This is a genomic window from Streptomyces sp. NBC_00690, from assembly GCF_036226685.1.
Taxonomy (GTDB): Bacteria; Actinomycetota; Actinomycetes; order Streptomycetales; family Streptomycetaceae; genus Streptomyces.
In genome coordinates this window covers 534374-549633 of sequence record NZ_CP109009.1, presented here as the reverse complement: position 1 = coordinate 549633, position 15260 = coordinate 534374, and the positions used below count along the sequence as shown (strand labels likewise).

Annotated in this window: 11 protein-coding genes; 6 read left to right on the top strand and 5 right to left on the bottom strand. The window is 68.3% G+C overall.

From position 1 onward, the window contains the following. Nucleotides 1-15: 15 nt before the first annotated feature. Nucleotides 16-816, bottom strand: coding sequence for a phytanoyl-CoA dioxygenase family protein (locus OID54_RS02370; RefSeq protein WP_329013177.1), 801 nt, complete (start codon nucleotides 814-816; stop codon nucleotides 16-18). A gap of 260 nt (nucleotides 817-1076) precedes the next feature. Continuing rightward, the gene (locus OID54_RS02365; protein WP_329013174.1) at nucleotides 1077-1619 is read right to left on the bottom strand and encodes a type 1 glutamine amidotransferase domain-containing protein; all 543 of its coding nucleotides are present in this window, start codon (nucleotides 1617-1619) and stop codon (nucleotides 1077-1079) included. Between the two features lie 473 nt (nucleotides 1620-2092). Here OID54_RS02365 and OID54_RS02360 point away from each other — a divergent pair, with 473 nt between their 5' ends. The 5 genes from OID54_RS02360 (at nucleotide 2093) to OID54_RS02340 (ending at nucleotide 8084) form a co-directional block, all read left to right on the top strand. Next, nucleotides 2093-3940: a transketolase gene (locus OID54_RS02360; RefSeq protein ID WP_443055510.1), complete on the top strand. Its 1848-nt coding sequence runs from the start codon at nucleotides 2093-2095 to the stop codon at nucleotides 3938-3940. A 369-nt stretch (nucleotides 3941-4309) separates the two neighbouring features. Next, nucleotides 4310-4657 carry a PRC-barrel domain-containing protein gene (locus OID54_RS02355; protein WP_329013169.1) on the top strand — a complete coding sequence of 116 codons (348 nt, stop codon included), beginning with the start codon at nucleotides 4310-4312 and terminating at the stop codon, nucleotides 4655-4657. Between the two features lie 161 nt (nucleotides 4658-4818). After that, on the top strand, nucleotides 4819-6351 hold the full coding sequence (locus OID54_RS02350; protein ID WP_329013166.1) for an MFS transporter: 1533 nt from the start codon (nucleotides 4819-4821) through the stop codon (nucleotides 6349-6351). Nucleotides 6352-6453: 102 nt separating this feature from the next. Beyond that, complete coding sequence (locus OID54_RS02345; RefSeq protein WP_329013164.1) at nucleotides 6454-7188, top strand: MerR family transcriptional regulator; 735 nt, start codon at nucleotides 6454-6456, stop codon at nucleotides 7186-7188. Beyond that, a complete protein-coding gene (locus OID54_RS02340; protein ID WP_329013161.1) occupies nucleotides 7185-8084 on the top strand; it encodes a hypothetical protein in 900 nt (299 codons plus the stop codon). The genes OID54_RS02345 and OID54_RS02340 overlap by 4 nt, the downstream gene beginning before the upstream one ends. A gap of 45 nt (nucleotides 8085-8129) precedes the next feature. Here OID54_RS02340 and OID54_RS02335 read toward each other — a convergent pair whose 3' ends face one another. Further along, nucleotides 8130-9395, bottom strand: coding sequence for a cation:proton antiporter (locus tag OID54_RS02335; RefSeq protein ID WP_329013159.1), 1266 nt, complete (start codon nucleotides 9393-9395; stop codon nucleotides 8130-8132). 400 nt (nucleotides 9396-9795) lie between these two features. On the opposite strand from OID54_RS02335, the gene OID54_RS02330 reads away from it, so the two are divergent. Further along, complete coding sequence (locus tag OID54_RS02330) at nucleotides 9796-10815, top strand: glutathione S-transferase family protein (RefSeq protein ID WP_329013156.1); 1020 nt, start codon at nucleotides 9796-9798, stop codon at nucleotides 10813-10815. A 125-nt stretch (nucleotides 10816-10940) separates the two neighbouring features. Here OID54_RS02330 and OID54_RS02325 read toward each other — a convergent pair whose 3' ends face one another. Both OID54_RS02325 and OID54_RS02320 read right to left on the bottom strand, forming a co-directional pair. Beyond that, nucleotides 10941-12881: a DUF2357 domain-containing protein gene (locus OID54_RS02325; protein ID WP_329013153.1), complete on the bottom strand. Its 1941-nt coding sequence runs from the start codon at nucleotides 12879-12881 to the stop codon at nucleotides 10941-10943. Beyond that, nucleotides 12878-15259 carry a hypothetical protein gene (locus OID54_RS02320; RefSeq protein WP_329013150.1) on the bottom strand — a complete coding sequence of 794 codons (2382 nt, stop codon included), beginning with the start codon at nucleotides 15257-15259 and terminating at the stop codon, nucleotides 12878-12880. Before OID54_RS02320 ends, OID54_RS02325 begins: the two co-directional genes overlap by 4 nt. Between the last annotated feature and the right edge of the window lies 1 nt (nucleotide 15260).

Below are 15260 nucleotides of genomic sequence, written 5' to 3'. Positions count from 1 at the left end.
TGCCTCTCAGGAGCGTCAGCTTGGGTCGGCGTACTCGGTGAAGTGCTGGTCGGAGAAGAGCTCCGGCCACTGACCGTGGTCCAGGCCCAGGTCCCTTGCCCGGCTGAGCATCTGACGCCAGTACGGCTTCACCGGCTGCCAGCGCACCCCCGTCCGACAGTACGAACCATCGACCAGATAGCGAGGCCGGTTCGCCTCGCCCCCCGTGACGCGGGGCGGGCGCCGGGTGTGGAACAGTGCCGAGTGGATCAGCACGGTCGAGCCGCGCGGCAGGTCGTTGACCAGGACCTCGCCCAGCAGCTCGGCACAGCCTAACCGGGCCCGGGCGGCTTTCTCCGCATGTTCTCGGTGCGAGCCCGGGAGGAGCGCGAGGCCGCCTTGTGAAGCGTCGAGGCCGCCGAGGTAGTGCAGGGCATGCACCATCAGATGACTGCGGCCCAGCCCCGCGGGCTGCTCATAGTCGTGGTGCCAGCTTTTTCCAGGGGCGTCCGGGGCCAGTCGGACGCTGTGGAGGTGATGGAAGACGAAGTCTCCTCCCATGAGCTGGTCCAGCAGCCACATCAGGGGAGGGTGTGCGACAAGCTCGCCGTGGGCCGGGAGTTCGATCTCCATGACCGGCGGCGGTTGTAACGACTCGGAGTCACGGCAGGCTGCGATCGAGTCCGCCCGCAGCCCACTGTCCACCCAGTGGTCGACCTCGGGCTCCAGTCGCGCCACCAGCGCGGGCGGTAGGAAGGCGGGGAGTACGAGATAGCCGAGTTTATCGAATTGGGCTATCTGCTCGGTGTCGAGTATTGGTGCGGCCTGTTGGCTCACGCTGCCGTTCCCTCCCCGTGCCGCACATACGAATTCCTCGTGGAGTGCGGCTCAACCTGGCATGAATTCGACCCGAACGAGGTCGAACAAAGCCAGAGGCTATCCAGGTCATGATCGGTCTATGCGGAGGGCGACAAGGATGTCCAAATCCGTATGGGCAGGGCTGAAGCCGCTGCCTACGGATCAAGCCAATTCCGGAGACTGCTGCGGCGTCCCGTACAACTGGGGGCAACGCCCTCGTGCGATGTGGCTGCGCTCCTTCAGGACGTCGCCGCGGCGAACTCCTCGGTGAACGCGCCGGTGAAGTCCTTGAGGTCATCCGGCCTACGGCTGGTGATCAGGGTGTTCGGGCCGTTGCGACAGATCCGCACCGGTTCGTCGACCCAGGTACCGCCGGCGTTGCGGACGTCGGTGCGCAGACTCGGCCAGGAGGTCAGGGTCCGTCGGCCGACGACGTCCGCCTCCACGAGCAGCCAGGGTGCGTGACAGATGGCCGCCACGGGCTTGCCCGCGTCGAAGAACGACCGTGCGAAGGCCACAGCACGTTCGTCCATCCGCAGAGCGTCCGGGTTCGCTACGCCACCGGGCAGTACGAGAGCGTCGTACGCCGTCACGTCGGCTTCTGCCACGACCTGGTCGACCGGGAAGGTGTCCCCGCGGTCGAGGTGGTTGAACGCCTGCACGCGGCCCGCTTCGGTGGAGATCAGCGAGGGGGTGTCACCCGCGTCGACGACGGCCTGCCAGGGCTCGGTCAGTTCGATCTGTTCGATTCCTTCAGGAGCCACCAGGAAGGCGATCCTCATCCGTGCTCACTCCCTCTCCTCACCCGGAAACCACTGCCGGGTTGGGCAGTGGCCGGGTGTGTGATCGGCTGGGGACGCGGAGCAGCTTTCCGAAGCGGCCCCGCGTACCGGCTTTCGATGCCCGGCTACCCGTCTGCCGCTGGAAGAATCACACCGCACGGCGACAAAATGCACTTTTCTTCCGGTCCCGGATCTCTTGCCACGGCCCGCCCAGTCACAGCGGGCATCCCTCCGATGGTGCGACACACCGATGCAGGCCGCACTTCGAGCCGACCGGCCCGGTTGGAGGACTTGTCCTGGTGCCGAGCTCCCACGAGGGCGCGGTCCGCCTCCGGGATCGGTTTTGCGCGGAGAGTGTCGGGGCACTCGGGGAGCGGTCTGGGGAAGTAGGCGGAACCCTGGAGGAGGGCGCGACCCTGGTAGGAGGACGCGCCTCGATGAGCCGCGAAGTGGACCGAGCAAGGAGCGCTGACATGGAGATGGATCAACTGGCCGAACTCGGGCAGCAGTTGAGGGTCGACGCGGTGCGTGCGGCGGACGCGGCGGGGTCGGGTCATCCCACGTCGTCGATGTCGGCTGCCGATCTCGGTGCCGTACTGCTGGCGCACCATCTGCGGTACGACTTCGACCGACCCCATCACCCGGGCAACGACCGACTGGTCCTGTCCAAGGGGCATGCGTCCCCACTGCTCTACGCGCTCTACCGGGCCGCCGGGGTGGTCGACGAAGCCGAACTGCTCACCTTCCGGCAGGACGGCAGCCTCCTGGAGGGCCACCCGACCCCACGTCTGCCCTGGGTGGACGTGGCCACCGGCTCCCTCGGTCAGGGGCTGCCCGTCGGTGCCGGGATGGCGCTCGCCGGGAAGCGGCTCGACCGGCTTCCGTACCGGATCTGGGTGTTGTGCGGGGACAGCGAGATGGCCGAGGGTTCCATCTGGGAGGCCGCCGAACATGCCGCGTACGAACGGCTCGACAACCTGACGCTGATCGTCGACGTCAATCGGCTCGGTCAGCGCGGCCCCACCCGCGAGGGATGGGACCTCGATGCCTACGGACGGCGGTTCAGGGCCTTCGGCTGGCACACGGTCGAGATCGACGGCCATGACGTCACCGCGATCGACGCCGCCTATCAGGAGGCCGCGGCCACCCAGGGCCGGCCGACGGCGGTGATCGCCCGTACCCACAAGGGCCGCGGTGTTGCCGAGGTGGAGGACCAGGAGGGCTTCCATGGCAAACCGCTGCCCCACGCGGCGCAGGCGATCGAGGAACTGGGTGGCATCCGCTCCGCTCGGGTCGAGGTCGCGTCGCCGCCCGACGGCTCGGTTGCCACGGCTTCGCCGTCGTCCGAAGAAGCTGCGACGCCGCGCTACCAGGTCGGCGACAAGGTCGCCACCCGGGACGCCTTCGGCGCCGCGCTCGCCGCGTTGGGGTCCGAGCGCGGCGATGTCGTCGCGTTGGACGGTGAGGTCGGCGACTCCACCCGGGCGGACGCGTTTGCCAAGGCCCATCCGGACCGGTACTTCGAGTTGTACATCGCCGAACAACAACTGGTCGCGACCGCGGTCGGGATGCGGGCGCGCGGCTACCTCCCGTACGCGACGACCTTCGCGGCCTTCCTCACCCGGGCCCACGACTTCATTCGGATGGCCGCCGTCAGTGGTACCGGCATCCAGCTCTGCGGCTCCCATGCGGGGGTCGCCATCGGCCAGGACGGGCCCTCCCAGATGGGGCTCGAAGACCTCGCCATGATGCGTGCCATCCATGGCTCAACCGTCCTCTACCCCTGTGACGCCAACCAGACGGCCCGTCTCGTTCCCCATATGTCCCGGCTACCGGGCATCGGATATCTGCGCACCAGCCGTGGAGCGACGCCTGTGCTCTATGGCCCGGACGAGGACTTTCCGGTCGGGGGTTCCCGGGTGCTGCGGTCCAGCCCGGACGACCGGCTCACCGTTGTCGGCGCCGGTGTCACCGTGCATGAGGCACTGCGCGCCGCCGATCTGTTGGCAGCCGACGGCATTGCCGTGCGGGTGGTCGACCTGTATTCGATCAAGCCCGTCGATGCGGAGACCCTCCAGCGCGCGGCGGAGGAAACGGGGTGTCTGATGACGGTCGAGGACCACCGGCCCGCGGGCGGTATCGGGGACGCGGTCGCGGCGGCCTTCGCCGACGGTCGTCCGGGGCCTCGACTGGTTCGCCTCGCGGTCTCGAACATGCCCGGCTCCGCCACCCCCGAAGAACAACTCCACCACTCCGGCATCGATGCCGAGTCGATCGCCGCCAGCGTCAAACTGCTGGTGGAAGAGGTCATCGTCTCCTGATCCTTCCTGGCTGATCGCGAGATGGCCCACCGGTGGGGGAGCGGACCCCTGTTGTGCACCGTGGCTGCTCGCTGCTGCTCGGGCGGGGTGACGTTGCACGGCTCACCCCGCCCGGATCATGACGTGGCGCCCAGGGCGCGGTGTGCCGGTTCGCTCCTCGGACGGGCTCGTGCCCGGTCGGCTGACACCTCCATCTGACGAAGCATTGGTTTGCCGACGCGGGGGGCCCAATTGAGCTTCGCGGAGAGCCGGTACGTATGGCGGGCGGTGAGTGGGGAAGGCGCGCGGTGAGGACGGGAGCGGTTCCGTCCGGAGGAGCGGCGCCCCCGCCGCGGCCTCTTCGCATTCCGAGGGAAAGGATTCCGTACCGTGCAGGAAAACGCTTGGGACTACCCGTCCGCAGCCGGATACACCGGGTCCGATCTGACCGGATTCCAGGTGGAGGCCCTGGATGGCGACATCGGCAAGGTCGACAAACACACCGACGAGGTCGGCTCCGCCTGTCTCGTGGTGGACACCGGTCCGTGGATCTTCGGCAGGGAAGTACTCATCCCCGCCGGGTCCGTCACTCAGGTCGACACGGACCACAAGAAGGTGTTCCTGGGCCTGACCAAGGACCAGGTCAAGGGCGCCCCCGAGTTCCACCGGGAGACCCACCACGACAGTGCCGACTACCGCCGGCAGTTGACGGCCTTCTACTGGCCACCGCGGATCTAGCCCTCTACCGGTGCCCCCGCCACGAATGGCGGGGGCACCGGACCGTCGTCCCGTGGGTTGAGTCCCGGGCGGCAGCGCGGAACACATGGTCCGGCGCGGTGTCGGGCGCTCGTCACTCGGCTGATCGACCCATGACTTCGGGATGGAACGGGGTGCAAGGCATGAACGACGGCAGGCGGTTACCAGCCGACACCATGACGACGAAGGTGCCTGCTCGGCTCGATCGTCTGCCCTGGTCGCGTTGGCACTGGATGATTGTCATCGGCCTCGGGACGGTGTGGATCCTCGACGGTCTGGAAGTCACCGTGGTGGGTGCCATCGCCGGGCGGATCTCGGAGGACGGCAGCGGGCTCGACATCAGCAGTGCCCAGGTCACCGGGGTCGCCGCGGCGCTGTATGTGGCGGGTGCTTGCTCCGGGGCCCTGTTCTTCGGCCGACTCACCGACCGTTACGGCCGCAAGCGGCTCTTCCTGGTCACCCTGGCCCTGTATCTGGCTGCCACGGCACTGACCGCGGTTTCCTTCTCCGTCTGGTGGTTCTTCCTCTTCCGGTTCCTGACCGGCTTCGGCATCGGTGGGGAGTACGCGGCGATCAACTCCGCCATTGATGAGTTGATCCCCAGCAAGTACCGGGGCCGGGTCGATCTGATCATCAACGGCAGCTACTGGCTCGGAGCCATGGGCGGCGCGCTGCTGTCGGTCGTCGCGCTCAACACCGATCTGTTCCCCAAGGACATCGGCTGGCGGCTCACCTTCGCCCTCAGTGTTGTGTTGGGTCTGGTGATCCTGCTGGTTCGACGGCATGTGCCGGAAAGCCCGCGCTGGATGCTGATTCACGGCCGGGCCAAGGACGCTGAGCGGCTCGTCGACGAAGTGGAACACGAGGTTGAACAGGACAGCGGGCGACCCCTGCCCGACGCCGGCAATGAAATGACGGTGCGTCAGCGTGGCACGATCGGTTTCGGGGAGATCGCCCGGACGGTCTTCCGCGTCTACCCGCGACGCGCCACGCTCGGCTTCGCACTCTTCGTGGGGCAGGCGTTCCTGTACAACGCCATCACCTTCGGCTTCGGCTCGATCCTGGTCACGTTCTTCGACGTCCCCACCGGCTCGACCGGCTACTTCTTCGCGGCCATCGCTTTCGGCAACTTCCTCGGCCCGCTCCTGCTCGGGCGTCTGTTCGACACCTGGGGGCGGCGGCCCATGATCGCCGGTACCTACATCCTGTCCGGACTGCTCCTGTTCGCCACCGCCGCACTCTTCGGCGCCGGAGTGCTCACCGCAACGACGATGACCCTCTGCTGGTGCGTCGTCCTCTTCTTCGCATCGGCCGGAGCAAGCTCCGCCTATCTGACCGTCAGCGAGATCTTCCCCATGGAGACCCGGGCGATGTCCATCGCCTTCTTCTACGCCATCGGCACCGCAGCAGGCGGCATCTCCGGCCCACTCGTCTTCGCCGGCCTGACCGAGAGCGGAGCCGTCTCCGACGCGGTTCTCGCGTTCTGCATCGGGGCCACGCTCATGGTCCTTGCGGGTGTGGTCGCCTTCTTCTTCGCCGTCGCAGCCGAGGGCCGCTCACTGGAGGACATCGCCACCCCCCTCTCCGCACAATCGTCCGACGCCCAGGATCGAACGACCCAAGATGCCCCGGTGCCTCGTCAGTCGGATGGCCGAGCGACCGGGCACCGCACCTGAATGGTTCCGCCTCGGATGCCCGCGTCCCCCGTCCCTACCTGTGCTTCGGCCCACCGCCTAGGTGCTTGACCTTGACGCGACGGCAGGGTTTCTACTGAGGCCATGCGGATCGGAGAGATCGCCGCGCTCGTCGGGCTCACGACCCGGGCGATCCGGCACTACCACCATGTCGGGCTGCTTCCCGAACCGGAGCGGCGCCCCAACGGATACCGGGTCTACAGCGTCCGGGACGCCGTCCTCCTGGCACGTGTACGCCGGCTGACCGAACTCGGGCTCAGCCTCGACGAAGTGCGGGACGTCCTCATGGACGATGCGGGCCGCGATCTGGCCGACGTACTGGAGGAACTGGACGCCGACCTCGCCCGACAGGCCGCCGAGATCGAGGAGCGTCGGCGGAGGCTCGCGATCCTGCTGGCCGCCGAGCCGGGCGAGACCGAAGCCTCGTCGCCCGAGCTCACCGCGCTCTTCGCCCAGGCGCCGCGCACTGCGTCGCCCGCCGCGGCGAAGGACCGCGAACATCTGACACTCCTCGACGCCTTGGGTGTCGGCGGCCAGCAGGTGTATGCCGCATTGGGCCCGTTGGCAGCCGATCCGACACTGCTCGCGCTGTACGAACGCCTCGACGCACTCGCCGACGCCCCGACCGACGATCCCCGGATCCCGGTGTTGGCAGCCGATCTGGTGGCTGCCGTCCCCGATGAGGTGTTCGCAGCGATCCCCACCGAGGGGCGGGTTGTGCCCGGATTCCGGGAGGCCCTGCTCGCGGAGTACGCGCCCGCGCAGGCCGAAGTCGTACGCCGGGTGATGGAAGCTTTCATGCGGAGGAGTCGGGGATGAGTGGAGCTGGAGTTGTCGTCGGGGTGCGAGTGGCACGGATCGCGGCCCTTGTTGTCATACCGGGGGAGCTGACCCTGGTGGTGTGCCAACTGGCCGGGGTAGGCATACCGATGTGGGTGACCGCGTCCGCCGGGGTCATGGTGCTGGCGGTGCTCGCCGCAGAGGCATGGGTGCTCCGCTCGTTGTACGCACACGGGCGCGACCGGGGTCTTGGGCCGTCACACGCCCTGGTGGCCGCTGGGCGCGCTGTCGTGCCCGTACGCCTACGCCGCCTCCTGTTGCACGAAGTGCGTGCCATGGTCTCGCTCGGGTTGTGGGTCGCCCGTAGAAAGCACGGCGTTCGCCCCGGGGACCAGATCGCCGGGTACACCGGACCGCAGACGGCACTCATGTACGGACTGATCTTCGTCTCGGTGGTCGAGACGGTCGCGCTGGCCTTCCTGATCCCCTGGCCGGTGGTCCATGCGGTGCTGCTCGTCGTCGATGTGTACGGGGTCCTGCTCCTGCTGGGCATGCACGCCGCCTGCGTCACCCGACCCCACGTGGTGCGATCCGACGGCTCCCTGAGGATTCGCTACGGTGCACTGTTTGATCTCGCAGTCCCCGCGGACGCGGTCGGCTCCGTGCGGATCGATCGCCGCTATCCGTCCGGCAGGCTCGTGACCCTGTCGGACGATGGAGTGCTCGATCTCATCGTGGCCGGTCAGACCACGGTGACCCTTGAACTGACGCGTCCACTCGTCTGCACCCGACCGCTCGGCGGGACAGCGGAAGCGCGGACCATCCGCTTCCACGCGGACGACCCACGTGCACTGGTCGATGCCCTGCGTCGCCCGCGTGCATCTGCGCCACCTTTGATCCCACCCATGACCGGAACCGATGCATCGACAGTGTGACGACACCCCAGGGCTGCACACCTGCCGCCTTCGCTCTTCTGCTCCTCACAGTGGCCCGTCCGTCGGCCTGGCATCCCGTAGCCGATCCAGACGCTGAATGATCGGAGTGGCGCTGGCACCGTGCAGGAGGACGGACAGAGCGACGGTGACGCCGGTGAGCGCCCAGAGCTGACTGGCCAGTCCGTCGAATCCGTTGTGACCCAGGGCGTACGCAAGGTAGAAGAGCGAGCCGATCCCGCGCAGCCCGAATGCCGCAGTCACGATGCGTTCGCGGGGGCCGGTGACGAACCCCCACTGCGCGATCCACCCCAGAGCCGGGCGGACGAAGACGATGAGCAGGAGGGCGAGTAGGACCGCCTGCCAGGTCAGCTCCGCGAAGCCACTGGTCACGAGGTACCCGCCGAGGAGGAAGAGGAGGGCGGCGGTCAGCAGCCGTTCGATCTGATCGGTGAACTCGTGGAGCACCCGGTGGTAGCCGTGGTCGCGTTCGGCAGCCCGGATGGCACAGGCGGTGACGAAGACGGCGAGGAAACCGTAGCCGTGGGCGAGTTCGGCGATCCCGTAGGAGAGGAAGGTCGCGGCGAGGGCCACGAATCCCTCCATATGGTCGGACAGCCGCAGCGCGGAGGCGCCGGCCCTGAAGAACATCCACCCCAGCAGGCGCCCGAGGGCCAAGCCGACCGTGACGCCGATGGCGACCTTCGCCACGACGTCCACGGCGAACCAGCGCCCCCAGTCGGCCTGGCTCCACACGCCCTGGGCGGCGGCGAGCGTGGTGGCGGCGAGAACGAAGGGGAAGGCGAGGCCGTCGTTGAGCCCGGCCTCTGCGGTGAGTGTGAAGCGGACCTCGTCCTCATCGTCCTTGTCGGCCGTGGGCTCACCTACGCGCACTTCGGCTGCGAGCACCGGATCGGTCGGCGCGAGCAGGGCTCCCACCAGCAGCGCGGCGGCGATCGGCCAACCGAGGAGCGCCCAGGCGAGGGCGGCGGTCGCTGCGACGGTCAGGGGCAGTGTGATGCCGATGAGCCGCCACGGTCCGGCCCAGGCGCGCAGCCCGAAGGGACGGTTGAGCGCGAGACCCGCGCCCATCAGCGAGACGATCACACAGACCTCGGCGATGTGCTCCACCCAGACCCGGTCCTGCACGGGGTCGACCTGCGGTAGGGGCAACGGCAGGAGCGCGACCACGGCACCGGCGGCAAGGAAGACCATGGGTGTCGACAGCGGGCGTCGTCGAACGAGACGCGGAACGACCGCTGCGGCGAGCGCCCCCAAGCCCAGGGCGGTGTACACGATGTCGGCAGGGGTCAACCTTCTGCGTCCTCTCGGCCGAGACGTACGGGCCCAGAACCCGACTGCCCGTTCACAGACGGTTCATGGCCCGCGGCGGACGGCAGTCCGGGCGGCGGCGCCCTCGGAGCGTGCCGGTACGACCGAGGACGGCCCTATGCACCGAACCGGAACGCGGTCCCCGGGGTGCCCGGACCGGGGCTGGACCCTCGCGCCCCGCGGGCCGCCTGGAGGCACGAAAGGCAGACGGGGAAGGGGATCTCGCGATCGGTGTGTGGGGCGGCAGTGAGCGACGCCGTCCCGTACTGTTGAAGTACGGACTACATCGGTTCTCCGGCGGGAAAACCCCTCGTCGCACAGCTGTTCCGTGCGAGGGGCTTCGCTCCGGTGCCAAGACGCGCACATCGGAAAAGAGGGCGTGATGGTCGCCACCGACCAGGACGACAAGAGCGGCAAGGGCGAGTTCAAGCGGTCCGCCAGCCACTTCGCGGACCGGATCACCGCGGACGCCCGGGACGGCTGGCCCGTCGAAGCCGGGCGCTACCGGCTGGTGATCAACCGTGCCTGCCCCTGGGCCAACCGCACCTTGATCTCCCGTCGACTCCTCGGTCTCGAAGACGCGATCTCGCTCGCCGTCACCGACCCCATCCAGGACGAGCGCAGCTGGCGGTTCACCCTGGACCCCGGTGGCGTGGATCCCGTGCTCGGCATCGCCTTCCTCAGTGAGGCGTACGACGCCCGCGAGCGGAACTACCCCGGCGGGGTCAGCGTCCCGGCCATCGTGGATGTCCCCAGCGGCAAGTTGGTCACCAACGACTTCCAGCAGATCACCCTGGACTTCGCCACCGAGTGGACCGATCTGCACCGCGACGGCGCCCCCGATCTTTACCCTGAGGCGCTTCGCGAGGAGATCGACGATGTCGCCGAGTCGATCTACCGAGATGTCAACAACGGTGTGTACAAAGCCGGGTTCGCCACTCACCAGGAGACCTACGACACCACCGTGCGACAGCTCTTCGCACGACTCGATCAGGTGTCGCAGCGGCTCGCCACACGCCGCTATCTGGTCGGTGACACCATCACCGAGGCCGACATCCGGCTGTTCACCACCCTGGTGCGCTTCGACACCGTGTACCACGGTCACTTCAAGTGCAACCGCAACAAACTCAGCGAGGACGCGGTGTTGTGGGCCTATGCCCGCGACCTGTTCCAGACGCCGGGCTTCGGCGACACCATCGACTTCGACCACATCGCCCGGCACTACCACCAGGTCCATACGAACATCAACCCCACCGCCATCGTGCCCATCGGCCCGGACCTCTCCTCCTGGCTGACACCGCACCACCGCGAGCAGTTGGGCGGCACCCCCTTCGGCGACGCCGAAGCCCCGGGGCCCGTACCCGCCGCCGAGGCAGTACCGCCCACCGGTCGGGCGGCCTGACGGACACAGGGGGCGGGTTCAGCGAGGAACCCTGCCGAATGGCCCGGCAGGGCACCGGTCCTAGGCGAGCGGCTCTGCACCGCTCAGCTATGCGTCTCTCTTGTCGATACGGGTGCCGGCGGCCCTCAGGCTCCGGCACCGGCCCGGCAGCCGCGGGGACACTCCGAGGCTGGGGGAGTCTGGCCGCACGCGCCGCAGGTGGGGCAGACAGCCTGCTCCGTATGGAGCACGGACCAGCAGGGGACCGCCAACAGTGCCCCTCCCAGGCGGCGATCGAGTTCGGATTCGACGGTGCCGGAGGCGGCGTGTCCATGGGGATGGAGCAAGGGGAACGTGTCGTCGCAGGAGGTGCAGCGACGCAGTTCCCATCGCGTCTGGCAGGAGGAGCAGACGGCGGCGAAGAGGTCCCCCGTGCGCGGCTTGAAGGAAGTCGGTCGGTGAGGATCGGTCTTGGCGCACACCGGACACACCGCGAGCAACGCCGTGGCCCGACCCGCGTCCTCCAGCTCCGTACACAGGGCATGGATCCGCCGTTTCTCGCTCTCGGCGGCTCGGCGTCCGCCCTGGCGAGGATGGGGCGGGGTGAGCAGCACGGGCAGCCGGTCCAATTCCTGGGGCAGGGGCGGTCGTACGACCGCGACCCCATGGGCACGTGGCTCGACCCAGTCGCAGTCCGCCAACGCTGATCGCTCACCCGCGGACATGGGCACCAGATGCGGATAGCCCCTCGCATCGGCACCCAACGTGGCCCAGTGCATCGCCCGCACCAGACGGCTCACGCTGAAGATCTCCAGCGGTGACAGCGGCGCGACGTCCACCGCCCTCGAACCTTCCGGACCGCCCACCGTGCCGTGTCCGACGGCATACGCGGCGGCAGCCACCTCGGGCGTGGCCTTCTGGCGCGACGGCAGCGAGCCGGGATAGACGACCAGGTCCCGCACCCCATCGGCGAACGGTCGGGCTTCCCCGACCGCACTGATCGCAGCGGCGAAGGAGGCGATGTCCGGTGCGGTGCACAGATCGGTCAGGACGGGCAGAAGCCGCAGCACGGGACTGCCCCTCCAACGGAGGACGAAGTCGCCAGCGGCAGTCCACTCGACTGCCAGCTCAGCGCCCCGCAACCGGAACCATGACGTCGTGCCCGGAGTGGGAGCAGGCTGGCCGGCGACCGGTGTCGCCCCCAGCAGTCGGCAGGCCAGGAGTAGGAGGAGGGCGCTGAAGCGCCGAAAGGCGAGGTCCGTTTCCTGACGGCGTTCGGCCCCCGGTTCCGCGGGCGCCCCCACGTTCGCCGTACACGCCTCCCACAGCCTGGCGACCCTGCGGTAACCGGGATCGGCGGTGAGCAGATTCGTGGCGTGCAGATCGCCTGGTGGCGGCCCGCGGTGGCCGATCGCCCGGGCCAGCGGCGAGCCGAGCATGGTCTCCACATCGACGAGAGCGGCTTCCAGTTCGCCCAGCCGGGCTTCGGCCGCGGCCCGGTGCCGATCCGAATCGTCGATGTTCCGCAGCAGTCCTGCGAGGTCGCGACGGGCCCTCCAAGCGCTCTTCTCCGAAGGCATCCGCAGTTGTTGCACATCACTGACCATCTGGTTCAGCGCGCTCACCTTGGCGATGCGCTGTTGGAGGTGCGATCGCATCAGATGCAGGACCCCGACGGCGATCCGGTTCTCGTAGATGTCCGGATCCTCCTCGCTGCGCCGGGCCAACAGACGGTGTGGCCGGACCCCGGCCAGGGTGTGCGAGGCCCAGTCCTCCGGGTGCGCCGCCAGCCGTGTCGCCGCTCCGGGCGCGATCGAACGCACTCGCGACGCGGGCATGGGTTCCTCGATCGTCCGCAGACGCGTGTAGGGACGGTTGCACACGGCCCGCAGCGCGCCCGACTCCCGTTCGAAGACCTCCTCCAGTGGGAGGGCGATGGTCTCCTCACCGGTGTCGAGGGTGATCGGTGGCATGGCGAGCCAGTCGTCGAGAGTGGTGGTCAGCCCGGCGAGCCGCGCCGACAGGGTCATCAGATGACGGACCTGCGGAGAATCAGCGTCGGGTTCGCTCGCCTCCCTGCCGCTCATCGGCGGCCACGCGACCGGATCGCGCTGTTCAACAGTCGGTCGGTCGCCACGGGGTCATGGGCTCCGTCGAACTCCCGCAGACTCTCCACGAGGTCGGCGCGCAGTCCGTCCAACGTGTCCGCGTGGATGTCGTACCGGCCACCGACGGATCGTAGGACGCGAGTGGCCAGCACATGGTCGACCGCTTCCCCCAGGCTGCCACCGGCGGCGATCACGACCGGGGCGAAATCCTTGATCTGCTGTTCGAGCCGATTGCCCCAACCGATCCCGAGGTCTTCGGCGAACCGGCCGCGCCATCCGATGTCCAGGAAGTCGATGACGGCTGTGGCCTGCTGCGCGTACCGGCTGCGGGCTTCGTCGAACGCCCCCATGAGGGCTCGGTGGCCCAGGGGATCAGGCAGTCCGGTCGTGTCATCGGACAACTCGGGGTGCTGCCAGGGAAGCTCCAGGACGAAGGCCCGGTCGTAGGTCTTGTCGGCGAAGCCCACGGTCGTCTCGTCGTGATTGGCCGTTCCGATGAACCACACATTGTCCGGTACGGAGATATGGGTGCCGTCGATGAGCAGGTGTGGAGGGTTGCGCACCGGTGCTGTGGTCAATGCCAGCCGCGGGCCTTCCTTGATCGCGAGGGCCGAGAGAACACCGCTGAAGTACTGCTCAGGATGGGAGAGGTTCATTTCGTCGAGCACGATGAAGAACGGACGGTCCCTGAACTGCGGGCACTGGGCCCGGTACAGGGCCTTGGTGAACTCGGACTCGTAGAACATCCGATCGAAGCTGTTGTAGTACCCCATGAGGTCCTGCGGATCGCGCCAACCCGCTTGTACGGGGACGACAGCGACACTGCCGGCGCTACCGAAAGCCGTGGCCAAAGCCCGGCCGAGTCCTGTCTTGCCGATGCCGCTGATGCCCTGGAAGAGATGCAGCCGGCTCATGGCCATGCCTGCCAGCACCAGACGCAGATCGGAGCGGCGGTAGGCGAGCCGACCGTGCTGAAGGATCACCGCCTGCATCTGGTCGACGAGGTCACCCAGTTGCGGCGGGTGCGTGACGGACGGTTGCGGGGTGCCGAAGTCCAGGTCCATCCGCGAGCAGGCGGGGAAGGCGAGTCCCTTCTTTCCGGCCTCGGCGGTGGCGTTGAGCTTCGCGGCCTCCTCGTCGAGCGTCTGCCGGATCTGGCTGTTCGCAGCTTGGAGGTAGTTGTTCAGGTCCAGATAGTTCTGCCGCTCGTTGACGGCGATGCGATCGCGCTGGAGGGAGGATTCCAGCTCCCCCCGCTCCCTGACCAACTCCTCGTTGTCGACGGACAACTGTCGGACCTGCTCCTGGAGCCGGACGAGCATCTGGGCATCGACCCGCGGCGAAGTCGCCATCTCCTCGGTCAGCCGCGCGTTCTCGGCCTGGAGCCGGGCGATGCGCTCGGCGATGCGGTCCGGGGTCTGACCACCGAGCACGGCCAACGAGCCCTCCTGCTCGGACAGTCGGGCGTTCAGTCGCTCATTGGCCTCGGTGAGGACCTGCACACGGCGCCTGTCCTCTTCCGCCGACTGGGCCAGCTGGGTCGTTCTGGCGTCGATTTGACGCTCGAACCGCTCCTCACGGGAGGTCTGCTGCTCCTTGAGGACTTTGCGCAGATGGGCCATGTCCTCCTCGTCCATCTTCAGTCGCGACTGCTGCGACCGCAGATCCCTCTCGCGCTGGGCGAAGTCGCTCTCGCGCTGGTCCATCGCCCCCTGGGCGTCGGACAGCCGCTGTTGGGTCTCGGCCCAGCGCGTGCGCCAGGCGTCGTGCTCCGCCTCCAGGGCCTCGACCGCCTTGCGGCGGTGGTCGGCCACCCACACCTCCAGCTCCCTGGCCACTTCCAGCCGACGTTCGGTGGAGCGCAGCTCGGCTTTCTGCTGCCGGGCCTCCAACTCGGCCTCTCTACGGTCCAGCAGGGTGGCGCGTGCATCGAGGAGATCGTGTTCCTCCCGGAGGGCGGCTGCTTCATCCGCTCGCTCGGTTGCGTCCGCCCGTAGCGCTGACCGTTCGGCACGTATCCGTTCCTCGTGCGCGGTGAGGGCGTCCACCGCTTCGGCCTGGCGCCGGGCCAGTGCGCGGAAGACCGCCCAGACGCGCTCCAACTCGGTCGTGTCGCTGTTCGGCTCGTCCCTTGTGGTCAGGAGCGATTCCGATTCGCTCGCCAACTGCCGGATCTCGTCGAACAACGCCTGTGCGTCGTCGTCCTCGTGCAGACGCGGCGCCGCGTTGGTCGGTGCAGGAGCCGGTGCACTGGGCGCGGTCGGACCGGACGCGGGGGGTGTGGCCTGCCCCTGCCCCACCGGCCCTCTCGACCTGGCGCGATTGGTCCGTCGGCCGCGGCCGGTGTTCTTTCCCATG

Excerpts from the sequence above, each read along its gene's own strand:
- OID54_RS02365 (WP_329013174.1), bottom strand. The coding sequence starts at position 1,619 with ATGAGGATCGCCTTCCTGGTGGCTCCTGAAGGAATCGAACAGATCGAA.
- OID54_RS02360 (WP_443055510.1), top strand. The coding sequence starts at position 2,093 with ATGGAGATGGATCAACTGGCCGAACTCGGGCAGCAGTTGAGGGTCGAC.
- OID54_RS02350 (WP_329013166.1), top strand. The coding sequence starts at position 4,819 with ATGAACGACGGCAGGCGGTTACCAGCCGACACCATGACGACGAAGGTG.
- OID54_RS02345 (WP_329013164.1), top strand. The coding sequence starts at position 6,454 with ATGCGGATCGGAGAGATCGCCGCGCTCGTCGGGCTCACGACCCGGGCG.
- OID54_RS02340 (WP_329013161.1), top strand. The coding sequence starts at position 7,185 with ATGAGTGGAGCTGGAGTTGTCGTCGGGGTGCGAGTGGCACGGATCGCG.
- OID54_RS02330 (WP_329013156.1), top strand. The coding sequence starts at position 9,796 with ATGGTCGCCACCGACCAGGACGACAAGAGCGGCAAGGGCGAGTTCAAG.
- OID54_RS02325 (WP_329013153.1), bottom strand. The coding sequence starts at position 12,881 with ATGAGCGGCAGGGAGGCGAGCGAACCCGACGCTGATTCTCCGCAGGTC.
- OID54_RS02320 (WP_329013150.1), bottom strand. The coding sequence starts at position 15,259 with ATGGGAAAGAACACCGGCCGCGGCCGACGGACCAATCGCGCCAGGTCG.